This is a genomic window from Microvirga soli (assembly GCF_016734765.1).
Taxonomy (GTDB): domain Bacteria; phylum Pseudomonadota; class Alphaproteobacteria; order Rhizobiales; family Beijerinckiaceae; genus Microvirga; species Microvirga soli.
In genome coordinates, this window is record NZ_JAERQE010000009.1 from 15,698 (window position 1) to 38,203 (window position 22,506).

Consider the following 22,506-nt stretch of genomic DNA (forward strand, 5'->3'; position numbering starts at 1 on the left):
TTCAATTGGATTGGGTGTTTTCAAACCGTCGAGCGCCGAAGGGATTGATAGTCCTTGTGCAGAACAGGCCCTGTCGTTTCGCGCTCCAGAAGCATCACGGGCAACCGAACGCTCCAGTCTTCGGGTTTCATCTGGTTGTGCATCAGCTTCAGGAGAACGTCGGCCCCGACACACCCCAGTTCGTGCAGTGGCTGCCGACACGTGGTCAGGGTGGGCTCCGTGTAATCCGCATATTCGATGCCGTCGAAGCCGATGACCGATACATCCTGCGGAACCCGGACTCGTTTCGCGCGAACGCTCTTGATGAAGCCGATCGCGCTCTCGTCACAGGCCGCGAAAATCCCGGTGGGGCGATCCCTCATCTGCAGGAATGACTCGGCCGCCGACACACCCGTGGAGAAGACGAATGGTCCTTCCCAGCGCACGAAGTCGTTCTGGCTGAAGCCGGCTGCTGCAATCCCCTCCTGAAAGCCGGCGAAGCGCTCGACCTCGATGATGGAGCTGAGCGTGCCTGAGATATAGCCGAACCTGCGGTGTCCGAGGCGCGCGAGGTATTCCACCGCCTGCCGGGTGGCCTCACGGTCCTGAACGACGACGTGGGGGATGCCCTCTTCAGGAATGGCCGCGCACATGGCAACGATGGGAAGGCCTGAATCCCGCATACTGCGGGTGCCGTTTTGCGGAATGTATCCCGTCAGCAGGAGAATGCCGTCCACCTGGCGCGACAAGGCAAGGTCGACATAGCGGGCCTCGCGCTCCCTGCGGTTGTCCAGATTGCCGATGATGATGCCGTATCCCGATTGGGTCAGCTCATCGTCGACGCCGCGGAGAATCTCAGCGAAGACCGGATTGGTGAGCCTTGGGGCAATCACCAGCACGTTCATGGTGCGGCGGGTGCGCAGCTTCTGCGCCGTGCTGTTCGGGATGTATCCGCTGCGCTTGACCGCCTCCATCACGAGGTCGTGAGTTTTCTGGCGCACTTTGTCCGGATCGGACAGGACACGACTGACGGTTGCCGTTGAGACTCCTGCAAGTTGAGCGACGTCGGCGATGCGTATCTCCTTCACCGCCCGCCATCTTTTCCGGCTCATGCAGGTTACCTCCCGGCTTCAGACAAGATACGTTACCCTCTTTCAGGGTATACAACTTACGTCAACTTGTGTCTTGACTAATCTCAAAAGCACCTACAACCTATATCACAAGATGTAATCGATTACAAAAATCGATAAAACGCTTCTGGGAGGAAGCCATGAGCATGAAGACACGCGTTTCCGCGTATACCCTTTCTGTTGCCCTGATCTGGAGTTCCGGCGCGCTCGCGCAGCAGAAGGCGGAAGTCCTCCATTGGTGGACGTCCGCCGGTGAGTCTGCATCCGTGAAGGTCTTCGCGGATCAGTTCACCAAGGCCGGCGGCACCTGGGTCGACAACGCCATAGCGGGCGGCGCAAATGCCCGGACGGCCGGCATCAACCGCATGGTGGGCGGCAATCCCCCGACCATGATGCAGTTCAACACCGGCAAGCAGTTCGACGAACTGGTCAGCAACGATCTGGTGCGCGACGTCGATGCACAGGCCAAAGCCGGTAAATGGCGCGACATCATGCCCAAGCCGATCGTCGATGCTTCGGTCCGCAACGGGAAGTTCTACGCCGTTCCCGTCAACATTCACGGCCAGAACTGGCTCTTCTACAACACCAAGGTCTTTGCCGACGCCGGCCTTCAGCCTCCGAAGACCTTCCCCGAGTTGATCGAATCCGGTGAAAAGCTCAAGGCCAAGGGTATTATTCCGATTGCCCTCGGCGGCCAGCCGAACTGGGAGCACAACCTCTTCCGGGCGGTCGTCGTCGGCCATGGCGGCGCCGACATGTTCCGCCAGCTCTACGGCACCCGCAAACCCGACATGTTGAAGAACCCAAAGTTCAAGGAAACCGTAGAGATCTTCGGCAAGCTGCGCGGCCTCGTCGATCCTGGGAGCCCGGGCCGCAACTGGAACGACGCCACGGCCCTCGTCATCACCAACAAGGCCGCCATGCACTTCAACGGCGACTGGGCCAAGGGTGAGTTCACCGCCGCAGGCCAGACCGCCGGTAAGGAATATGGCTGCACCCTCGTAGGTGAAGGCGGCGGCAAGCTCGTGATCGGCGGCGACGTATTCGTCTTGCCTGCTACCAAGGACAAGGCAGCCCTAGTCACACAGGACAAGCTGGTGGAAGTCCTGCTCGATCCCACCAGCCAGCTGGAGTTCAACAAGAAGAAGGGCTCCATTCCCGCTCGCCTGGACGTGGACGTCTCTTCCATGGATGTCTGCGCCCAGCGGTCCAGCGCGGTCCTGAAGGATCCGGCTAATCAGGTGGAAGCCATGGAGCTGCTGAGCCCGCCTAACTTCTCGGGCGCCATGCAGGACGCTGTGACCCAGTATTGGAACAACCCGAACATGACGGCGGATGCCTTCATTGAGAAGATCACCAGCGCCATGCGCGACGCAGGGTAAAAACCATCCGGCTCGCCCCTTATGGGGCTGGGGCGAGCCGTTCACTCCTGACGCTCGACTTCTCTCGACTGGATCTTCCGAATGGATACCATTTCGATCCACGCCCCCAGCGTGCCTTCAGGCGGCGCGAAAACCCGGCGTCGGATGAAAGTGCGCCTGCCTGCGGCCCTGGCCCTCTTGCCGACCGCGCTTGTCGTCCTTATCGTCTATATCGGCTGCATGCTCTGGACCGTGCGGCTCTCGTTTACGAGTTCCACCCTCCTGCCCAAGCTCGATTGGGTCGGCCTTGCGCAATACAGCCGCCTCTTTGCCAATGATCGCTTTCTGACGTCGGCTTCCAACATCATCATCTTCGGCACCCTGTTCATCTCGGGCTGCCTCATCATCGGATTTCTTCTCGCCGTCTTCATTGACCAGAATGTGCGCGGAGAAGGCCTTTTTCGCACCCTCTTTCTCTACCCCTACTCCATGTCCTTCGTGGTGACGGGCGTTGCCTGGCAATGGTTCCTCAATCCGGGACTTGGCCTGCAGAAGCTCGTCCGGGACATGGGCTTCGAGAGTTTCACCTTCGACTGGATCGTGAACCAGCGAATGGCAATCTACACTATCGTGATCGCAGGGCTCTGGCATGGAGCTGGCCTCACCATGGCCATCATGCTCGCGGGCCTGCGCGGCGTGGACAAGGATCTGTGGAAGGCCGCCAAGGTCGACGGGATCCCGACCTGGCGGGTCTACACCTCCGTGGTTCTGCCCCTCCTCCGGCCCATGGTCGTCACAGCCGTCGTGCTTCTCACGACCGGCGTCGTGAAGCTCTACGATCTCGTCGTCGCCATGACCCTGGGTGGTCCGGGCATTGCCACCGAGGTGCCTGCCAAGTTCGTCATGGACCACCTCTTCGAGCGCAACAACATCGGTCTCGGAACGGCTGCCGCGACGATCATGCTGATCACCGTGGTGACCGTTCTGGCTCCCTGGGTCTATGTCCGCTACGTCCGTCCGCAAGGGAGGCATGCATGAGCGCCGCCGTGCCGCAGGGCCGCCGCCCTGGTCGCCTCACCGTCGGTCGTATCGGGGTCTACGCGTTCCTGGTGACCGCGGCCCTTTTCTTCCTGCTGCCGCTCTGGATCATGGTCGTGACTTCCCTCAAACCCATGGAGGAGATCCGGCTCGGCAACATTCTCGCCCTGCCCGCTGCCATGACCATCGAAGCTTGGTCCAAGGCATGGTCTTCCGCCTGCACCGGGCTCGAATGCAACGGCATCAGCGTCGGCTTCTGGAACTCAGTGCGAATCCTGATCCCGTCCCTGATCCTCTCGATCATGGCCGGGGCCATCAACGGCTACGCCCTGTCGTTCTGGCGGGTCAAAGGCGCTAATGTCATGTTCGGCATCCTGTTGCTCGGGGCTTTCATCCCCTATCAGGTGTTTCTCTACCCGCTGGTGCGCATCTTCTCGCTGACCGGAATCTACAACTCGCTCACCTGCATCGTGCTGGTGCACGTGATCTTCGGCCTGCCGACCATGACGCTCCTGTTCCGCAACTACTACGCGGGATTGCCGATCGAACTGTTCAAGGCTGCGCGCATCGACGGCGGCGGGTTCTGGTCGATCTTCTTCAGGGTGATCCTGCCCATGTCGACGCCGATCGTGGTGGTGGCGACCATCCTGCAGGTCACGGGCATCTGGAACGACTTCATCTTCGGGCTGACCTTCGCAGGCCGCGAAAACCTGCCCATGACCGTGCAGCTCAACAACATCGTCAATTCAACGCAGGGCGAGCGCGCTTACAACGTCGACATGGCTGCCACCATGCTGGCGGCGCTCATTCCGCTCGTCGTCTACTTCGTGTCCGGCCGCTGGTTCGTCCGCGGCATCGCCGCCGGCGCTGTGAAAGGGTAAGGAATGTCGACCGTTTCCGTTCGTGATGTGACCGTCGCTTTCGAAGCCGTTCAGGTCTTCGACGGCTTGTCTCTCGACATTCAGGAAGGCGAGTTCATCGTCCTCCTCGGCCCTTCCGGCTGTGGCAAGTCCACCCTGCTCAATGCAATCGCGGGTCTGCTCGACGTGGCTGAGGGGCAGATCTGGATCAACGGGAAGAACGTCACCTGGGAGGAGCCGAAGGATCGCGGTATCGCCATGGTGTTCCAATCCTATGCTCTCTATCCGCGCATGAACGTGCGTGAGAACATGTCCTTCGGCTTGAAGATGGCGAAGACACCGAAGCCCGAGATCGAAAAGCGCGTCACTCGGGCTGCCGAACTCCTGCAGATCACCCCCCTCCTCGACCGGCGGCCGGACCAACTCTCCGGCGGCCAACGCCAGCGCGTGGCCATCGGACGGGCCCTGGTGCGTGATGCCGCCGTGTTCCTCTTCGATGAGCCCCTCTCCAACCTCGACGCGAAGCTGCGCAACGAGCTGCGCGTCGAGATCAAGCGGCTGCACGCCCGCCTCGGCAAGACCACCATGGTCTACGTCACGCACGACCAGATCGAGGCCATGACGCTGGCCGACCGCATCGTGGTGATGAAGGAACAGAAGATCCAGCAGATCGGCACGCCGGATGAAATCTATCACCGGCCGGCCAATCTGTTCGTAGCTGGATTCGTGGGCTCGCCGCAGATGAACTTCATCAAGGGCCGCCTTGAGAACACCGGAGAGGGCTTGAGCTTCCTTGCCGGCGACCGCCGCCTGTCGCTGTCCGGCTACCCGTTCATCACGGCTCCCTCGGCTGGTCAGGACGTCGTGCTCGGCGTACGCCCCGAGCACCTTGAGATCGCAAGCACCGGGATCTGGCCTGGATTTACCGTCGACATCGTCGAACCTATGGGCGCCGATACGGTGATCTGGTGCAGCGATGCGGTCGGCTCCGTTCAGGTTCGCACCTCCGGCTCTCGCCGGGCCACGCCGGGTGAGAGCGTGACGCTCCACGTCGATCCAACTCAAGTCTCGCTGTTCGCCGCCGATTCCGGCGAACGGCTCTGACGACACCAAGATTCCGGCAGGTCTCGCGCACAGCCTGCCGCGCCCGCTTTCCTGAACTTTTGAGGTTCCCATGACCGTCACGGATAGATTGTCCATTCAACTCTACACCTTGCGAACCCTGGAGGATCTCGACCTGATCCTCGATACGGTCGCCGACGCCGGCTATCGCTACGTGGAGACTGTCGGATCGCATCTCGACAAAGCCGGCGAGGTCCGCACCAAGCTTGATGCACGCGGCCTGAAAGCATCCTCTAGCCATGTCAGCATGGCGGCGCTGCGCGAGAAGCCGGATGCCATCGTCGACGCCTGCCGCACTTTGAGTCTCACGCACCTCTACATGCCGGCCGTGCCGCCTGAAGAGCGCGATATGGGCGCAGAAGGCTGGCGGGCGCTCGGCAAGGAACTTGGCCAGATCGCTGAGCGCTTCCAGGCTCAAGGCATCCGCCTCGGCTACCACAATCACCATTGGGAGCTGAAGCCGAAGGACGGCGCCAAGACGGCGCTCGAACTGATCTTCGAGGCTGCCGGTTCGAGCCCCCTCGCCTGGCAGGTTGACGTGGCCTGGCTCGTGCGCGGCGATGCGGATCCCAAGGAATGGATCAACCGCTACCGCAGTAAGGTCACGGCCGCTCACGTGAAGGACATCGCGCCTGCAGGCCAGAACGAGGATCAGGATGGCTGGGCCGATGTGGGCTCCGGCGTACTGAATTGGCGCGACCTGTGGCGCGTGTGCCGCGAGGCCGGAGCCGAGTGGATGGTGGTCGAGCACGACAAGCCCGCCGACCCGGCCCGGACTGCCCGCAACAGCTTCGATTTCCTGCGCACCATCGAGGATTAACGATCATGAATTCGCTGAATGTCGGCATCATTGGATGCGGCAACATCTCGGGCATTTATCTCCAGAACATTCCAGCCTATCGCGGCCTCACCCTGCGGGCCTGCGCCGACATGCGTCCCGAGGTTGCGCAGGCTCAGGCAAGCCGCCACGGCATCGAAGCCATGACCGTCGATCAGCTTCTGGCCCGCGACGACATCGACCTCGTGGTCAACCTCACCGTGCCGGCCGCCCATTTCGGCGTCTCGTTGGCAGCCCTCAGCGCCGGCAAGCACGTGTTCTCGGAAAAGCCGCTAGCGGTCGATTTCGAGCAGGGCCGCAGGCTCGTGGACGAGGCGGAGGCTCGGGGCCTTCACCTCGGCTGCGCTCCGGATACGTTCCTCGGCGCCGGTGGGCGGCTTGCCCGCAAGCTCGTCGACGATGGCGCCATCGGCCGCATCCTGTCGGGAACCGCCTTCCTCATGTCCCACGGCATGGAACACTGGCACCCCGATCCGGAATTCTTCTTCAAGCCCGGCGGTGGCCCGATCCTCGACATGGCGCCTTACTATCTCAGCACACTCGTCAACCTGATCGGCCCGGTGCAACGCGTCTTCGCCATGTCGAGCATCGGGTACCCGGAGCGCATCGTGACGGCGGAGTCACCCCGCAAGGGTGATCGCATTAGTGTCGAGACCCCCACCCATGTAACGGCGCTGCTCGAATTCGCCTCGGGCGCGCATGTCACCTTCTGCATGAGCTGGGACGTATGGAAGCACAGCCATCCGGCCATCGAGATTTACGGCTCGGAAGGGTCCCTGCGCGTACCGGATCCAAACTTCTTCGGCGGCCATGTGGAGGTCACCGAGCGCGGTGGAGACTGGCGCGCGGTCGACTCGAGCGAGATGCCGTTGGGAGTTCCCAACTGGCGCTCACCCAACTGGGCTCCCGAGATGCCCAACAAGGCCAACTACCGGGCGCTGGGCCTAGCCGACCTTGCAAGCGCAGTCCTGAACGGCACGCCGCACCGCTCCAGCGGACGCCTCGGCCTGCATGTTCTCGAGGTCATGCACAGCATCCTGGAAGGTGCGGCGACCGGTCAGCCCAGGGCGATCACCACCGCTCTCGAGCGTCCGGCCACTCTTGAGGATGCGGACGCCTCCATCCTCTGGAAAGGCCCCTCTCAGACGGCGTCCGCCGCCTGAGGCCTACCCCCTCGACGAGAAAGAGCGAGACGATGCGGGAAGCGCTCATCGTGTGGGGCGGCTGGCATGGCCACGAGCCGGAACAATGCGCCGGGATCGTCGCCGGAATGCTGCGGGATGAGGGCTTCAGGGTGCACCTGGAGAATTCGACCAGCGCCTTCGCCAGCCCTCATCTCTCCACGATGAGTCTCATCGTGCCGATCTTCACCATGTCGAATATCGAGAAAGACGAGGTCGCCACTCTCTCGCAAGCCGTCCGCGATGGAGTTGGCCTCGCCGGCTTTCATGGGGGCATGGGTGACGCGTTTCGTGAGGCAGTCGAGTATCAGTTCATGTGCGGCGGCCAATGGGTGGCCCATCCGGGCAACATCATCGACTACCGGGTGAACATAACGCGGCCCGACGACCCGGTCATGCAGGGCATCGACGACTTCGACTACCGGTCGGAGCAGTACTACATGCACGTCGACCCATCGAACGAGGTTCTCGCGACCACCACCTTCTCGGGAGACCATGCGCCCTGGATCGACGGCGTGGTGATGCCCGTCGTCTGGAAGCGCCGGCACGGCCAAGGGCGTGTTTTCTACAGTTCGCTCGGGCATGTGGCGAAGGAATTCGAGGTGCCGGAAATGCGCACGATCCTGAGGCGCGGCATGGTGTGGTCAGCACAGCGTTGTGGCGAAGAAGCTTGAGGGCTGATGCCGCTCTATGAGGGAAGATGACGCAGTACTCTCTCCAGCTCAGCAGCTTTCGAGGGAGCAATCCTGAGGGCAGGATTGGCTGGGGCGCCAGGATTCGAACCTGGGAATGGCGGTACCAAAAACCGCTGCCTTACCGCTTGGCGACGCCCCAATAGGTGTGGCGTGTACATAATCGGCTCAAACGCGGCTGGCAACACCGTTTTGCGGATGGCTTAATCCTATGAAAGAGACGCAAATCTCCCCTTGCGGCGCTCCCACCTCACGGCTATAAGACCGGCCTCCCGGGAATTTCCCGGTGTCGGAGTGTAGCGCAGTCTGGTAGCGCACCACGTTCGGGACGTGGGGGTCGCAGGTTCAAATCCTGCCACTCCGACCAACTTTCCCGCAAGAATCAGCGATAGCATTTCTGTATAAGGCACCGGGCTAGACCCGAGGATCGGCTATGATCTTCGAGCCTCACTAGCCCTTGCAACAGGTTCAATGCGTCGAGAAGCGCCCGTCTTCCTGGTAGGTCTCGTAATGCAGGGTCTGGGCTGGGATTGCCTCGAGCTGGCGCGGCGCCCTTGGCCAATCCTGCGGGACCTCGTTGGTCTGGGGCATATAGCGCGGGCGGAAGCGCAGGTCGACGAGGCTTCGCAACTCGGGGGCTGCCAGATCCAGCACATTGGCATCTCGCCAGCGACGGTTCAGCTTGGCCTTGCCGGTCATGCGGCCCCAGAAACCTGCGACCTCCTCCTCGACCTGCAGCACAATGCGTCCGGTCCAAGTCTTGCGAAGATTAAAACGACCTGTCAGAGCCATCTGACGCTCCTCAACTCTCTCGAGATCTCGGAAAAATCTGAACACCGAAGCTGCGACTGCTTAAGCTTACAAGCTTGTGCACTACAGCCCGGCACCCGGTTGAATCCATTCCTTTAGCCAATGCCTTTGCGCAATAAGGGTTCCGGCTCACCTCCCTATCAACCACCGATGTCGAAGGCACGATGTGCGTCAGGGCACCGGAGAGGAACCATGGAAGTAAATAGAGGCGACAGGGAAGAATTCAGGAGAAGAAACAATCAAAATCATGAGAGATGAAGCAGCAGCCGTTACCTGAAAATGTCTCAGCCCCGGCGCGGCTTGGAGGTGAGATCGATGGTGACGAGCTGCCCGGTTCGAGGATCGAGGATGGTCATGAAGGCCCCCTGTTCTGTTGGCGTAGGAGAAACGCCGCAGAACCCGAACAGATCAAACCGCTTTGAGAACGTGGTAAGCAATTCGTTATCGCAAGCTTTGCCTTAAAGGCTGGGAACATGCCGCCTGAGCCTGTATGCGGTTGCTCCCTCGTCGGCTGATCGGCTGTGCTGATCGCCCCTATCCAACAATCCGGAGACTAACCGATGAACACAGCTCATCTTGAAACCGTTTGGGCACCGCGCCTTCTCAGCGTCCTGCGCATCGTTGCAGCCCTCATCTTCATGGCGCATGGCACGCAGAAGCTCCTTGGCTTTCCTGCTTCACCCAATCCCGCCCCGGCGATCCTCACCCTGCCCTGGATCGCCGGCGTCCTCGAAATTGTCGGCGGTGCGCTGCTGATCCCAGGTCTCTTTGTGCGGCCCGTGGCATTCGTCCTCTCCGGCCTGATGGCCTTCGCCTATTGGCTCGCCCATGCGCCGCGCAGCCCCTACCCCGTCCTGAACGGAGGCGACGCTGCGATCCTCTATTGCTTCGTTTTCCTGTTCCTCGCTGCTGCCGGCGGCGGTGTGTGGAGCCTGGACCGCGCCTTGCGCAAGGCTTGATGCCTCCATCAATAGGTGAGAGGCCGCGGCCTCTCACCTACTCGGGCTTCGTGCCTGTGGGTCGACGCAGGCGCTCGTCTTCGATCTCGACATGGAGCGTGTGGTCGCTTTCGTCCTCGTCGTCATCGAGCGGGATCGGCATGAGATCCGTCATGAGCCCTGTCGTCGTCGAGGCTGCGGCGCCGATGGGCGGAGCCGGGGCCTCATCGCGGCGCCCCGTCTCCTCAGTTGCCTCGACCTCACCCTCGTCATCGAGAATATTCACCACTTTGTCCATTTGAGCTTCGTCCACCTTCACGGTCACCAGCGCCCCGCCTCGGCGAATCCCGTCGGCGTAAGTGTGAGCCTCCTCGTCCGTGAGGCCGGCATCGGCCAAAGCACCCGCAAGCCCGCCCACGGCCGCGCCGGCGCCAGCGCCGACCAGCGTTGAGACGATCCAACCGGCTGCGATCACCGGCCCGAAACCGGGAATGGCCACCGTGCCAAGCCCCGCCAGAAGGCCCGCGCCTGCTCCCGCGACCGTTCCGGCCGCCGCCGTGGCGCCAGTGAAGGGGTGCGCGGGGCCGTCAGCCCCGAACGACTGTGATGCGTGATGCGTATAGGCATCGTTGAAGTTGTTGGACACGAGGCTGATCTCGAAATCCCGCATCCGGGCTGTCTCGAGCCGCTGCACCGCCCGTGCGGCCTCCTCATAGGTGTCGAAGAAGGCGGTAATTCTGCGCTCGGCCATGGGAGCCCTCCGGTCATTGCCTATACGAGGCTAATGAGCGGCCGGTTGAGCGGTTCCCTGCGCGGCCATGACACCTTTCGGCCAGCTCAACTCCCTGGTAAGTTCAAGCAAAAGGTGCCCGAAAAGGGTGATTTGGGGGCTTCCCGTCATGAGACATATCCACCTCGACGATGGCTTGCGGCTGCGCTTTCCCGGCCGCAGCGAAGATTTTGACCAGGGCGTCGAGATCGGCATGATCGCCGTTCTGATGGACCAGGCTTCTCCTGAGTTCTCGCGCTGGATCGCCCGCTCCAACCTCAGCCAGGTTCAGGCCATCGCCAAGCAGATGGGCTACCGCATCGAGGAAGGCAGCGGCGATGGGGACTGGGTGGACGTCACCTTCCTTCATGGCAGCGTCAAGGCCAAGCCGAAGCTCAAGCTGGTGCATTCGGTCGGCTGAACGTCGCTAGCGACTCTCTCTTACATCCCGAAAAAGAAGAAGCCGCCCGGAGGCGGCTTCAGAAGACTCTTTGCTTGATGGCTGGGTCAGGCCTTGCCGCCGCGACGGGTCACCGACCAGGCGGCCTGCATGAGGGCCACGGCCAGGGCAGTCTTGACGAGTGTGGCAGCCACGAACGGGGCGGCGCCGACCGTCCAGGCCTTCGCGAAGGGCATCACGACGGACAGCTGGGCTAAGCCGAAGGCGAAGATCACCGCATGGCCGATGCTCATCATCACGATGACGCGCAGGAGCGAACGGTCCCAGCCGCGCTCGGCCATGAAGCCCATCACGAGGGCAGCAGCCACGAAGCCGAACAGGAAGCCGCCGGTCGGTCCCATCAGGTAGCCGAGGCCAGCCGTCGGGCCAGCGAAGACGGGCATGCCCATGGCGCCCTCGGCGAGGTAGAGAGCAACGGTGGCACCGCCGAGGCGCCAGCCATAGGTTGCGCCGATCATCAGCACCACCAGGGTTTGAAGCGTCATCGGGACGAAGGGCAGCGGAACCTGAACCTTGGCCGAGACGGTGAGAAGCGCCGTGCCGACAACCATCAGCACGATGGCGCGAAGCGCAGCGAAGCGGGCATCGTCCCGCGACGGCCAGAGCAGGCCAACGAGGGTCGAGGGAGAAGACAGCGAAGGGGCGCTGGTCGTCATACGGGCAATCTCCAGGTCATTCCGCCATGCGCGCGGCGGCTCATTGAGCCTTATAGGAGGGTCCCGCCCCTGCCTCAAGCCGTCGTCTCGAGCATTCGCCGCAGTTGTGGATACCCTTTCGTTCAAGGCGGAGACCGAACTCGAGGGCCACGTCAGTGAAAAGCGGGTCCACTTTTGCGCCCGATGCGCTACGAAGGATCGAACGGTTCGATCATAGCGGCAGGGATCTCAGATGGCAGACGACCTCACCTTCGACACCAGCCCTCCGGCCCATGCCGAGGAATGCGTGCGCGTGAGCCCGCTCGTTCGCCGAACCGTCGCCAGCAATCCAGGACCCATTACTTTCACGGGCACCTGCAGCTACATCGTCGGCAGCGGGAAAGTCGCCATCATCGATCCGGGCCCGGACCTGCCGGGCCATGTGGAGGCGCTTCTCCACGCCGTGCGGGGCGAGACGGTAACCCACATCCTTGTCACCCATACGCACAAGGATCACTCACCAGCGGCATCAGCCATCAAGGCCGCCACGGGAGCCATTGTCGTCGGTTGCGCTCCCCATCGCAGCGCCCGTCCCCTGTTCACCGGCGAGGTCAACACCCTGGAGGCGAGTTCCGACAAGGATTACACGCCCGACCAGGAACTGCATGAGGGCGATGCCGTCACGGGCCCCGGCTGGACGCTTGGCGCTCTCGCCACTCCCGGCCACATGGCCAATCACCTCGCCTTCGCGCTGCCTGAGGAGCAGGCTCTGTTTTCAGGCGATCACGTGATGGCCTGGTCCACCACCGTCGTCGCGCCGCCCGACGGTTCCATGAGCGCGTTCATGGCGTCCCTCGACAAGCTCAGAGGCCGCGAGGAAACCATTTACTGGCCGGGCCACGGTGGTCCGGTGCAGGAGCCGCAGCGCTTTGTCCGCGCCCTGATCCACCATCGCCGTCAGCGCGAGGCTTCGATCCTCAACCGGCTGAGGGCTGGCGACCGGACGATCCCGGAAATCGTCGCCGCCATTTATCAGGGCCTGAACCCGGCCCTGGTCGGCGCCGCGGGCCTGTCGGTCTTTGCCCATCTGGAGGATCTGGTCGCGAAGGGGCAGGCTGCTGTCGAGGGGCTCCCCGCCCTGGACAGCGAGTACCATCCGGTCTGATCAGCGTACGGCGATCGCGAGGTTCGAGGCTTCCTCAAGGAAGTTGCGGATAAGATCCGCATTGCCACCGAGATCGTGGTTGCCGAGGCGCGAGGCGGAGCGGATGTCGATGCGCGTGCCGTCGACGCGCGGACGCACCCGCACCGTGATGTCGTAGGGCACCTTGAGAATCATCGATCGGTTGACCGCCTCCAAGCGCCCGAGCCCGGCACGGCCGCCCGGGGGCACCGCCTCGATCACGCGCCATCCGAGATTGTCGGCCGCCTTGCGCACGAGGGCAAAGGCCTCATCTGGGCCGATGTCGAGGGTAAGCGGCGCAATCTGAACATAGGAGGCCCGCTGCATTTCCCGCGCCTCCGGCGGCACATCCGGAGGAACGCGCCCTTCGCGCGCCTCGAGCGCAGCCCGGGAGCGGGAGAACCCCGGCGGATCGTCCGTGTCGGTGGTCACATCGGTGATGGCCGGCAGGGTGATGGCCTTGAGCGCCATGAAGCCCGGATAGGCCAGAACCAATGTGGCGATGATCAATCCCCTGATTGCGCTTCCCAGCCCCTGCCGCCCCTCCTGCCAGATGCGGACGAAACCGGCGAGCGCGCACAGAACCGCCACGAGCGCGATCGCAATGCCCGCCCCGAGGGCGATGAAGCCCGATTGATAGTCGATCCGGCCGAAGCGGATGAGCAGCACCGCCAGGATGGTCACGACGAGCGCGAACCATGCCAGCGTGGGCGACCACTTCGCCGGCCGCGAGTAAGGTTCTTCGATGATGAGGCGGCGCATCAGGTGGTCTTACAAATCTCTTTGAGCGCGCGCCACTGCTCATCTGAGAGCAAAGGCGCGCCGGGGCGGGACGGCACCTGTTTTTCCAAAGCTTTCAGCCGTTGATCGGTGACGGGGTGGGTGGAGAGAAAAGCCGGGACCTCGAAATCGTTCCCGTCGTCATCCTCATGTTCGTCCTCGATCCGCTTGAGCAGCAGGGCCATGGAATGGGCAGGACGCCCGAGCGCCGTCATGGTGCGTCCTGCGAAGCCATCGGCCGCCACCTCCGCCTCCCGGGAATGGGCACTGTCCACGAGGTAGCGGCTGACGACCACGATGGCACCGCCTCCCGTGATGTCGCCGAGCAGCAGGCCCAGGAGATAGGACGTGCCGCCCGCCTGGATCAGCTTGCGCAACCCGTCCCTGTGAGCGGCATGGCCGATCTCGTGAGCCAGGACGCCGGCGATCTCGTCGGCGGATTCCGCCTCGTCGAGAAGCTCTTCGAAGAGATAGATCCGCCCTCCCGGCAACGCGATGGCGTTCGGCACCTTCGATTCCAGCACTGCCACGTCCACATCGACTTGGGAGCCCTGAGCTTCGCGCAGTTGCGCGACGAGGGCTTCAAGGGCCGCGAGGCCCTGCGGGTCCTTGCAGACCTTGCCGCTGAAGATCGTGCGGATCTGGTTGTCGACCGCTGTGCCGAGGCGGCGCTCGTAAGACGCAGGGATGAGCGGCGTCAGGCGGTCGGCCAGAATGGGGAGCAGGACAAAGACGCAGAGCAGGATCGAGACAGCCGCCGCCGCGGACCAGAACAGGATCCGGCCCGTCCTCTCCCGGTGGACGGTATCATCGAGATGCCTGCAATGCTGCCTGATCGCCGCCTGCGTCTCCGCATCGCCGACATCGAGCCGGACAAGCGATGGCGCTCCTTCGCGCGTCAGTCGCAGAAAGCCGTCAGGCGCATCGCATCTCCTGACGGCGTCAACCGGCCAGGAGGCAACCCGCTCGGAACCTTCGTGGATATCGAGGGAGGATGCGGAGATCTTGATCGAAACCGTTCTGCGACGGGCGCTCTCGCCGTCATAGAACACCGCATCCGCCATCGCTGCCCCTCATATGCCGACGTTGAAATCGAGCGCGTCGGCCAATCCTTCACCGAGAACGCCCGCCGGCTGTCCGGCGGCCACCGCTTCGTCCACCGCCTGCAGGTTGGTGACCGTGGTGGAGGTCACGATCGCAGCCCACAAACCCCGTCCGAGGAAATAGCGCTGAAGAACGCCAAATCCGAGAAGAGCGATCAGATAGGCGAAGACCGCCAGAACGCCAGTGCCAAACCACGTCCAGGAAAATTCCTCCATGTCCGCGACAGCATTGGCGAAAATGAAATGGAAGAGTAGCACGTTCAACCCGACCACAAGGCTGAACGCGAGCAGGAAGCCGAGGGAAGAGAAGATCAGCTTGAAGAACAGGCTGTAATAGGTGCCGGCCCGGAAGTTGCTGGCAGCAGTCACATCACCGAAGCGCAGGCCATCGATGTGCCAGCGGGTGAAGATCGCCATCGCCAGCGGCAGAAGAGCCAGGACGATAAGGACGATCACCCCGGGGATGAGTTGCAGGGCAGTCTCTGCGTCTCCGTCGCCTAATTTGCTGAGCGCGGCGACAAGAATTATGAAGCCCGCCAGAAGGGCAAGCCCCATTACCCAAACCCACCAACCTCGTTTGAACAGGGACCAACCAGTTCCGACAAAATCGCCCTGGATGCTGCCGAAATAGGTGTGGCGCATCCGGTAGCGCTCGAGGGAGGCCATGGCCCATGGCAGCGCGAGGCCGATCGTCAGAAGAGTTGCGAGGTCCCACAAAATGGCCCGCATGGCATAGGCCCAGCCCGAGCCCTTCATCCAGAAGCGTACGCCCCGGAAGATCGTCCGGCTCGCACGGTATTTGCGGGCACGGTAGCTGCCGAAATGGGCCAGCACATACATGATGACCACGAGGGGCACGCTGGCGAAAGCGATCTGTTCTTCGAGGATGATGCCCAGGATGCCATAGACGATGTAGAGGGGCACGAGAACCGCGAGGGCGATGAGGAAGCCGATCAGGAGCTCCTTCGCCGTGCCGGTATATTCGAAAGCCTCCCCGTCGATCTGCGTGTTCGCCCAGAGGTGCCGCCGCAGCTTCGTGATCAGCCAGAAGCGGTAGAAGCCGAAGGTCGGGATTTGGAACAGGCTTCCGGTGATCAGAAGCCTGAGGAAGTCCCTGCCCTTGCCTGAAAAGGACATGGACGCATTGTGTGCGATGGGCTGGGCCGGAGGCAGGTGGGTGGATAGGGATGCGGTCATGGATCGAGGCTCGATGATGGTCCTCAAGCTCTAGCATAATTATGGAATATTAGAACATGCCGCTTCGTTGGCCCTCACCCCTTTGCTCCACCGGAAAGGTGCATGAGAAGGTCCGATCCGGCAGGCAAGGGGTGACGGAGGGAATGGTATCACTGTAAACTATCCCTCTTGTACCAGGAGTTCCGATCCCTTGACGTCCCCCTCCTCCGCCCCTGCCGAGATCGACGCTGCCGACCCCTTGCGGATCTGGTTCCGGATCATCCGCCTGAACCGGCGGGCCACCAATGCAGTCGCGGCGGAACTGAAGGCGCTCGGCTTGTCGATCCCCCAATTCGACCTGCTGTCCACCCTCACCGAGCGCGAGGGCTCGAGCCAGCAGGAACTGGCGGAACGGCTCTATGTGACCAAGGGCAACGTCTCGGGCCTGCTCGACCGCATGGTCGAGGCCGGTCTCGTGGAGCGACGCGCGATCCCGGGCGACCGACGCTCCAATGCGCTCCATCTCACCCCGAAGGGGCGCGACCTCGCCAACCAGGGGATTGCGGCTCAGCGGGCTTATGTGATGCGGACCCTCGGGACGCTGCCGACGCAGGATCTTGTCGAGCTGGAGCGGGTCGTACTGGCCTGGCGCGATCGGGCACGGGCCGACGAGGATTCATCGGCCGCCAAACAGCGGTAGGAACACCGATGTTCGACGCGGTGGCATTCGCGGGCGGCGGCAACCGCTGCTACTGGCAAGGAGGCTTCTGGGAAGCCGCGGCGCCGCTGCTCGGATTGAAGCCGGAAATGGTGGTCGGCGTGAGCGCAGGGGCGTGGTCGGCCTGCTACAGCCTCCTTGGCCTCGGCCGGAAGGTCAACGAGATGGTGGCCGAAGGCTGCAGCCTCGGGCGCCGCAACTTCGAATGGCGTGCCTGGCGCAGCGAGGGCTCGCCCTGGCCGGTCTCGCTCATGTACCGCAGCCTGATCGAGAGCATCATCGACGAGACCGCCCTGGAGCACCTGAAACAGGGCCCCGATGTCCTTATCGGCCTTGCCCGCAAGCCGCGCCGCCTGCCCCTGTCGCTCGCTGTTCCGCTGGGTATAGCCACCTATCAGATCGAGAAGACATGGCGCGGGCCGGTCCACCCGAGAGGCGGTCGCGCCCTCGGCTTTCGCCCGGAATTCGTGCGTGTGCAGGACCTTGCGTCTCCGGCGGAACTTTCGGCAGCCCTGATGGCGAGCGCCAGCGTGCCGCCCTTCATGCCGGTCGGTCGCATCGGCGGCATGGCGGCCCTCGATGGCGGCCTCGTCGACAACGTGCCGACGGAGCCCCTGCTCCCCGTCGAGGAGCAGGGCGGCAAGACCCTGGTGATCCTCTCCCGGCTCTACCGGGCCGTTCCTCCGGTGAAGGGCCGCACCTACATCCAGCCGTCCCAGCGGGTGCCAATCGGACAATTCGACATCACCAATCCGGCCGGGATCCGTAAGGCTTACGAGATGGGACTGAGGGATGGCGAGAGCTTTGCCAAAGGTGTGGCTGCGCACAGCTTCTGAGGAAGCGTCGCTTTAGAACCTCCCAGATGACGCAACGACAAGACGGACAGTATTCATGCGACAAGGTGCTGGAATGCTGTGCCGTTAAGTGTTGATTCACCTTGATACATGCATCTGCAGCCAAGCCAACACATGATCACCGGTCTGCCCCAAAGCGGTCACAGCCCTGGAGATCATAAAGGCAGGTTGCCGAGACAGCCTGTGTTTTCCAGAGAGGATCCATGACCCAGCACGCTTCAAGCCGAGACGCCCGTTCAGGCCAACAGAATGACGCCCAGTCCATTCCGGCCTTCAAGAACGTCGCCCTGCCGGCTCTCGCGGCCGCCGTTCAGGCCGCCAAGCTGCAGCAGAACCGTCCAAAAGTCTCCGAGCTTCCCGCCTTCCTGCGCAAGGAAGCCATGCTGGGCAATTGATCCAGGACAGACAACCGATCCAAAACAAAAGAGCGCCCGAGGGCGCTCTTTTCATGTCAGATGCCGGCTGCTTCCAGCCTTAGCGCACGATGACCTTCGTGTTCACCGGCACGCGGTTGTAGAGGTCGATCACGTCGATGTTGCGCATGCGGATGCAGCCCGACGACACGGCAAAGCCGATCTTCTCCGGCTCGTTGGTGCCGTGGATGCGGTAAAGGGTGTCCTTGTTGCCCTCGTAGAGATAGAGAGCGCGAGCCCCGAGCGGGTTGTTCGGGCCGCCCTTGGTGTATTGGACATGCGGCCAGCGCGCCTTCATCTCGGCCGGCGGATTCCAGTCCGGCCACTCGGCCTTGCGGGCGATTGTGGAGGTGCCGGTCCAGCCATAGGCCTCGTCGCCGACTGCCACGCCGTAGCGGATCGCCTTCCTGTTCGCCTGAACGAGATAGAGCTGGCGCTCCTTCGTATCGACCACGATGGTGCCCGGCGCCTCGCCGGTTGGGTCGTCGATGATGTAACGGCCGAAACGCGGATCCTCGTCCGCCTTCGGAACCTGCGCGATCCATTCGGCGTCCCGCGATGAAACCTGCGGGTCGGGAACGCCCTTGAAGTTGCAGCCGGCGAGAACCGTCATCATTGCCAAAAGAAGGGGCAGACTAAAAAGACGCATCGTGCGAAGCTCTGAAAACTCAGCGGAACTGAGGTGAAGGGTGGTTTCGGGCGGGTTTATAGACCGAGAGGTCCTCAACGCGAATCGAAACACACCATGGCACGGCTCTGCTTCGAAAGGTGTTGCATCGCAACAACATAGTCAGTCCCATCTGACGCTGCGAAACTGGCGGCGTTCCTCAGCCAAGAAAATCCATGTCCACGCTCTACATTGCCCACCCGGCCAGCCTCGATCATCAGACGCCCTTCGGCCATCCCGAGCGCCCTGACCGCATCCGCGCCATCGAGCGTGCCCTCGAGAAGGAGCGCTTCACATCGCTCATCCGCGAGCAGGCGCCGATGGCCGAAATGGAAAGCCTCGCCCTCGCCCACCCTGAAGATCACATCCTGCGCCTGCGCGACATCAGCCCCCGGGAGGGCATCGTCCGCATCGATGAGGATACGGTGATGTCGCCCGGCACCTACGAGGCAGCCCTGCGGGGCGCCGGCGGTGCGGTGCTCGCCGTCGACGAGGTGATGACAGGCAAGGCGAGGAATGCCTTCGTGGCCATGCGTCCGCCAGGGCATCATGCCGAACGCATCAGGGCCATGGGCTTCTGCTTCTTCAACAACGCGGCCATCGCGGCCCGTCATGCTCAAAGGAAGCATGGCGCCGAGCGCGTGGCGATCTTCGACTGGGACGTTCATCACGGCAACGGCACCCAGGATATCTTCTGGTCGGACGCGACCGTGCTCTATTGCTCGACCCACGAGGCGCCGCTCTATCCCGGCACTGGCGCGCTCTCCGAGACGGGGGATCACGGCACCATCGTCAATGCTCCCTTGGCCGCCGGCGAAGGGAGCGAAGCCTTCCGCGAGGCGGTGGACACCGTCATCGCGCCGCGCATCGACAGCTTCGCGCCCGATCTCATCATCATCTCGGCGGGCTTCGATGCTCATTGGCGCGATCCGCTCGCCAGTCTGAACCTCACGGAATCGGACTTCGCTTGGGCGACCCAGAAGCTGATGGATCTCGCCGACCGCCATTGCGGCCAGCGGATCGTCTCGGTGCTCGAAGGCGGCTACGACCTTGAGGGCTTGGCGAAATCGACGGCGTTTCACATCGATGCGTTGATGGGGCGTGAGGTGGGCGCCTGATCTCGAAGATTGCTCGCTGTCATTCCGGGGCGACCGTAGGTCGAGCCCGGAATCCATAACCGCTAATGTTGTAGAATAGAGCGCGACGCTTATCGCCGTTTCCTGAAAACGTCGTGTTTATGGTTTCCGGGCTCTCGCTACTCTCGCCCCGGAATGACAGTGGAGGGGCTCGCCTCACCCTTCGATCGGCTCCTGACCCAGAAGCTCGATGCCGAAGCCGGAGAGGCCCACATAGGAGCGGCTCGAAGTGGCAAGGTTGCGGATGGATGCGACGCCGAGATCCCGCAGGATTTGCGCGCCGAGGCCGATCTCGCGCCACTGGCTTGAGCGCATGGCCTCCGATTCCGTCTCCTCGGTTTCCGCGAAGGACGTGGTCGGAACGCCGGCCGTGCCGTCTCGCAGATAGACGAGGACGCCCCTGCCCTCCTTCACGAAACGCTGCAGGGAAGCGTTCACCGCCTTGCCGCCTTCGAACACGTCGGTGAGCGCATTGGCCCGGTGCAGGCGCACGGGAATGTTGGTGCCGTCGCCGATGCGCCCATGCACGAGTGCGATGTGCTGCACGCTGTCGAAGGGCGTCGAATAGGCATAGCCGGTGAACGAGCCCCATTGCGTCTCCACCGGGAAGGTGGCGATGCGCTCGACGAGCTTTTCCCGCGCCTGGCGATAGGCGATGAGATCGGCGACCGAGATGCGCTTGAGGTTGTGGGTCTCGGCAAAGGCGTCGATCTGCCGGCCCTTCATCACCGTGCCGTCGTCGTTGGCCAGCTCGCAGATCACGCCCACCGGCGGCAGATCGGCGAGCTTGCACAGGTCGACCGCGGCTTCCGTATGGCCTGAGCGCATGAGCACGCCGCCGTCCTTGGCGATCAGCGGAAAGACGTGGCCGGGCCGCACGAAGTCGGTCGCGCCCATGTTGTTGTTGGCGAGCGCCCGTACCGTGTTCGAACGCTGCTCGGCCGAGATGCCGGTGGTGAGCCCGTGCTTCACGTCGACAGTGACTGTAAAGGCCGTGCCGAGCGGCGCATCGTTCGAGGCGACCATCGGGTCGAGCCGCAGGCGGCGGGCTTCCGCGGCAGTGAGCGGCGCGCAGACGATGCCGCAGGTATTGCGGATGATGAAGGCCATCTTCTCCGGCGTGCAGAGGGAGGCGGCGACGATCAGATCGCCCTCGTTCTCGCGGTCGTCGTCGTCCGTGACGATAACGATCTCGCCGCGGGCGAAGGCCTCGATGGCATCGGTGACGGAATTGGGCATCAGGGCCTCCTTGGCGGCCGGGGGCAGGAAGTCGTTGGGCGTGACGGCGCCACGGGTTTCACGGGCGATCAAATCCGCCGTGTCCCGCGAGAGCCAAGCCTGTTCGGAATTGCACATCTGGGTAATGGCGCCGGGGGTGACGCCGATCCTCCGCGCGAATTCCACGCGTGAGACGCCATTGCGGGAGAGCCACTCAGCCAGTTTCATGGTGATGGCTTAGCCGAACGCAGGATTTTAGTAAAACTAAAATCCGCATACCTGCTCATGCAAAACTGCAGGGTGAGATTGACCTATATGGTTGTCAAACCTCGAACGGCCAAGCCGCGTTCTGCCCCACCTGCCCTCTATGGCGAAGCACGTGGTCGGCGAGCACGCAGGCGACCATGGCCTCGCCCACCGGCACGGCCCGGATGCCGACGCAGGGGTCGTGGCGGCCCTTGGTCATCACCTCGGCCTCGGCGCCGGAACGGGTGACGCTGGCGCGGGGCGTCAGGATCGAGGAGGTGGGCTTCACGGCGAAGCGGCAGACCACCGGCTGGCCCGTGGAGATGCCTCCGAGCACGCCGCCGGCGTGGTTCGACAGGAAAGTGGGCACGCCTCCGTTGCCGGGACGCATCTCATCGGCATTCTCCTCGCCGCGCAGAGCCGCTGCCGCGAAGCCGTCGCCGATCTCCACGCCCTTGACCGCATTGATCGACATGAGCGCGGAGGCGAGGTCGGAATCGAGCTTGCCGTAGATCGGAGCACCGAGCCCCGGCGGCACGCCCTCGGCCACGATCTCGATGACGGCCCCAATGGAGGAGCCAGCCTTGCGCAGGCCGTCGAGGTATTCCTCGTAGAAGGCAGCGGCCTTGGCGTCGGGGCAGAAGAACGGGTTGCGGGCAACCTCGTCCCAATCCCAGTTGCCCCTGTCGATGGCGTGCGGCCCCATCTGCACGAGGGCGCCGCGAATCGTGATGCCGGCGAGCACCTTGCGGGCCACGGCCCCGGCGGCCACGCGGGCGGCCGTCTCACGGGCCGAGGAACGGCCGCCGCCGCGATAGTCCCGGATGCCGTATTTCACGTCATAGGTGAAATCGGCATGCCCCGGGCGATAGGAGTTCTTGATCTCGGAGTAATCCTTGGAGCGCTGATCCACGTTCTCGATCATGAGCGCGATCGGCGTGCCGGTGGTCACCTGCCGGCCCGTGCGCTCGTCCGTGAACACGCCCGAGAGGATCTTCACCTGATCCGGCTCCTGGCGCTGGGTGGTGAAGCGCGACTGGCCCGGCCGGCGCCGGTCGAGCTCCGCCTGGATCTCGGCGGCCTCCAGCGGGATCATGGGCGGACAGCCATCAACCACGCAGCCGAGGGCCGGCCCATGGCTCTCGCCGAAGGTGGTAACGCGGAACAGGTGACCGAAGGTGTTGTGGGACATGGCGCTT

The 22,506-nt window shown here is 63.1% G+C and carries 24 protein-coding genes and 2 tRNA genes; 15 read left to right on the top strand and 11 right to left on the bottom strand.

What is annotated here, in order from left to right:
* Nucleotides 1-20 precede the first annotated feature (20 nt).
* A complete protein-coding gene (locus tag JKL45_RS10190; RefSeq protein ID WP_201861032.1) occupies nt 21-1,091 on the bottom strand; it encodes a LacI family DNA-binding transcriptional regulator in 1,071 nt (356 codons plus the stop codon).
* A gap of 158 nt (nt 1,092-1,249) precedes the next feature.
* Here JKL45_RS10190 and JKL45_RS10195 point away from each other — a divergent pair, with 158 nt between their 5' ends.
* The 7 genes from JKL45_RS10195 (at nt 1,250) to JKL45_RS10225 (ending at nt 8,183) form a co-directional block, all read left to right on the top strand.
* Nucleotides 1,250-2,491: an ABC transporter substrate-binding protein gene (locus tag JKL45_RS10195; RefSeq protein ID WP_201861033.1), complete on the top strand. Its 1,242-nt coding sequence runs from the start codon at nt 1,250-1,252 to the stop codon at nt 2,489-2,491.
* A gap of 81 nt (nt 2,492-2,572) precedes the next feature.
* Entirely contained in the window at nt 2,573-3,508 is a 936-nt protein-coding gene (locus tag JKL45_RS10200; protein WP_201861034.1) for a carbohydrate ABC transporter permease, read from the top strand.
* The gene (locus JKL45_RS10205; RefSeq protein WP_201861035.1) at nt 3,505-4,389 is read left to right on the top strand and encodes a carbohydrate ABC transporter permease; all 885 of its coding nucleotides are present in this window, start codon (nt 3,505-3,507) and stop codon (nt 4,387-4,389) included. Before JKL45_RS10200 ends, JKL45_RS10205 begins: the two co-directional genes overlap by 4 nt.
* A 3-nt stretch (nt 4,390-4,392) precedes the next feature.
* On the top strand, nt 4,393-5,472 hold the full coding sequence (locus tag JKL45_RS10210; protein WP_201861036.1) for an ABC transporter ATP-binding protein: 1,080 nt from the start codon (nt 4,393-4,395) through the stop codon (nt 5,470-5,472).
* A gap of 70 nt (nt 5,473-5,542) precedes the next feature.
* Nucleotides 5,543-6,310, top strand: a complete 768-nt coding sequence (locus JKL45_RS10215) for a sugar phosphate isomerase/epimerase family protein (protein ID WP_201861037.1) — start codon at nt 5,543-5,545, stop codon at nt 6,308-6,310.
* 5 nt (nt 6,311-6,315) lie between these two features.
* Nucleotides 6,316-7,491: a Gfo/Idh/MocA family protein gene (locus tag JKL45_RS10220; RefSeq protein ID WP_201861038.1), complete on the top strand. Its 1,176-nt coding sequence runs from the start codon at nt 6,316-6,318 to the stop codon at nt 7,489-7,491.
* A 32-nt stretch (nt 7,492-7,523) separates the two neighbouring features.
* On the top strand, nt 7,524-8,183 hold the full coding sequence (locus JKL45_RS10225) for a ThuA domain-containing protein (RefSeq protein WP_201861039.1): 660 nt from the start codon (nt 7,524-7,526) through the stop codon (nt 8,181-8,183).
* 85 nt (nt 8,184-8,268) lie between these two features.
* Here the strand turns inward: JKL45_RS10225 and JKL45_RS10230 are convergent.
* Nucleotides 8,269-8,343: transfer RNA gene (locus JKL45_RS10230), tRNA-Gln, on the bottom strand.
* A gap of 148 nt (nt 8,344-8,491) precedes the next feature.
* Between JKL45_RS10230 and JKL45_RS10235 the strand changes: the two genes are divergently transcribed.
* Nucleotides 8,492-8,568 (top strand) — tRNA-Pro (locus JKL45_RS10235).
* 101 nt (nt 8,569-8,669) lie between these two features.
* Here JKL45_RS10235 and JKL45_RS10240 read toward each other — a convergent pair.
* The gene (locus tag JKL45_RS10240) at nt 8,670-8,993 is read right to left on the bottom strand and encodes a hypothetical protein (RefSeq protein ID WP_201861040.1); all 324 of its coding nucleotides are present in this window, start codon (nt 8,991-8,993) and stop codon (nt 8,670-8,672) included.
* Nucleotides 8,994-9,571: 578 nt separating this feature from the next.
* On the opposite strand from JKL45_RS10240, the gene JKL45_RS10245 reads away from it, so the two are divergent.
* Nucleotides 9,572-9,970 (top strand): DoxX family protein, encoded by a 399-nt coding sequence (locus JKL45_RS10245; protein WP_201861041.1) that lies wholly within the window; start codon nt 9,572-9,574, stop codon nt 9,968-9,970.
* Nucleotides 9,971-10,007: 37 nt separating this feature from the next.
* Here the strand turns inward: JKL45_RS10245 and JKL45_RS10250 are convergent, their stop codons facing one another.
* The gene (locus tag JKL45_RS10250; protein WP_201861042.1) at nt 10,008-10,700 is read right to left on the bottom strand and encodes a hypothetical protein; all 693 of its coding nucleotides are present in this window, start codon (nt 10,698-10,700) and stop codon (nt 10,008-10,010) included.
* Nucleotides 10,701-10,848: 148 nt separating this feature from the next.
* Here JKL45_RS10250 and JKL45_RS10255 point away from each other — a divergent pair, with 148 nt between their 5' ends.
* Entirely contained in the window at nt 10,849-11,139 is a 291-nt protein-coding gene (locus tag JKL45_RS10255; protein ID WP_201861043.1) for a hypothetical protein, read from the top strand.
* An 86-nt stretch (nt 11,140-11,225) separates the two neighbouring features.
* Here the strand turns inward: JKL45_RS10255 and JKL45_RS10260 are convergent, their stop codons facing one another.
* Nucleotides 11,226-11,834 (bottom strand): biotin transporter BioY, encoded by a 609-nt coding sequence (locus tag JKL45_RS10260; protein ID WP_201861044.1) that lies wholly within the window; start codon nt 11,832-11,834, stop codon nt 11,226-11,228.
* A gap of 232 nt (nt 11,835-12,066) precedes the next feature.
* On the opposite strand from JKL45_RS10260, the gene JKL45_RS10265 reads away from it, so the two are divergent.
* Nucleotides 12,067-12,978: an MBL fold metallo-hydrolase gene (locus tag JKL45_RS10265; RefSeq protein ID WP_201861045.1), complete on the top strand. Its 912-nt coding sequence runs from the start codon at nt 12,067-12,069 to the stop codon at nt 12,976-12,978.
* On the opposite strand, the gene JKL45_RS10270 is transcribed toward JKL45_RS10265, so the two are convergent.
* Genes JKL45_RS10270 through JKL45_RS10280 form a run of 3 tightly spaced genes read right to left on the bottom strand, consistent with a single transcriptional unit; the run spans nt 12,979 to nt 16,076 of the window.
* Nucleotides 12,979-13,758 (bottom strand): DUF1499 domain-containing protein, encoded by a 780-nt coding sequence (locus tag JKL45_RS10270; RefSeq protein WP_201861046.1) that lies wholly within the window; start codon nt 13,756-13,758, stop codon nt 12,979-12,981.
* Entirely contained in the window at nt 13,758-14,840 is a 1,083-nt protein-coding gene (locus JKL45_RS10275) for a M48 family metallopeptidase (RefSeq protein WP_201861047.1), read from the bottom strand. The genes JKL45_RS10270 and JKL45_RS10275 overlap by 1 nt, the downstream gene beginning before the upstream one ends.
* A gap of 9 nt (nt 14,841-14,849) precedes the next feature.
* A complete protein-coding gene (locus JKL45_RS10280) occupies nt 14,850-16,076 on the bottom strand; it encodes a YjgN family protein (protein ID WP_246498457.1) in 1,227 nt (408 codons plus the stop codon).
* 190 nt (nt 16,077-16,266) lie between these two features.
* Between JKL45_RS10280 and JKL45_RS10285 the strand changes: the two genes are divergently transcribed.
* The 3 genes from JKL45_RS10285 (at nt 16,267) to JKL45_RS10295 (ending at nt 18,022) form a co-directional block, all read left to right on the top strand.
* Entirely contained in the window at nt 16,267-16,755 is a 489-nt protein-coding gene (locus JKL45_RS10285) for a MarR family winged helix-turn-helix transcriptional regulator (protein ID WP_201861048.1), read from the top strand.
* A gap of 8 nt (nt 16,756-16,763) precedes the next feature.
* The gene (locus JKL45_RS10290) at nt 16,764-17,609 is read left to right on the top strand and encodes a patatin-like phospholipase family protein (protein ID WP_201861049.1); all 846 of its coding nucleotides are present in this window, start codon (nt 16,764-16,766) and stop codon (nt 17,607-17,609) included.
* A 221-nt stretch (nt 17,610-17,830) separates the two neighbouring features.
* A complete protein-coding gene (locus JKL45_RS10295) occupies nt 17,831-18,022 on the top strand; it encodes a hypothetical protein (RefSeq protein WP_201861050.1) in 192 nt (63 codons plus the stop codon).
* A gap of 79 nt (nt 18,023-18,101) precedes the next feature.
* On the opposite strand, the gene JKL45_RS10300 is transcribed toward JKL45_RS10295, so the two are convergent.
* On the bottom strand, nt 18,102-18,689 hold the full coding sequence (locus JKL45_RS10300; RefSeq protein WP_201861051.1) for a L,D-transpeptidase: 588 nt from the start codon (nt 18,687-18,689) through the stop codon (nt 18,102-18,104).
* A gap of 194 nt (nt 18,690-18,883) precedes the next feature.
* Here JKL45_RS10300 and JKL45_RS10305 point away from each other — a divergent pair, with 194 nt between their 5' ends.
* Nucleotides 18,884-19,825 carry a histone deacetylase family protein gene (locus tag JKL45_RS10305; protein ID WP_201861052.1) on the top strand — a complete coding sequence of 314 codons (942 nt, stop codon included), beginning with the start codon at nt 18,884-18,886 and terminating at the stop codon, nt 19,823-19,825.
* 174 nt (nt 19,826-19,999) lie between these two features.
* Here JKL45_RS10305 and ribB read toward each other — a convergent pair whose 3' ends face one another.
* Both ribB and aroC read right to left on the bottom strand, forming a co-directional pair.
* Nucleotides 20,000-21,289 (bottom strand): 3,4-dihydroxy-2-butanone-4-phosphate synthase, encoded by a 1,290-nt coding sequence (gene ribB / locus JKL45_RS10310; protein ID WP_201861053.1) that lies wholly within the window; start codon nt 21,287-21,289, stop codon nt 20,000-20,002.
* A gap of 94 nt (nt 21,290-21,383) precedes the next feature.
* Nucleotides 21,384-22,499, bottom strand: a complete 1,116-nt coding sequence (gene aroC, locus JKL45_RS10315) for a chorismate synthase (protein WP_201861054.1) — start codon at nt 22,497-22,499, stop codon at nt 21,384-21,386.
* Nucleotides 22,500-22,506: the final 7 nt, after the last annotated feature.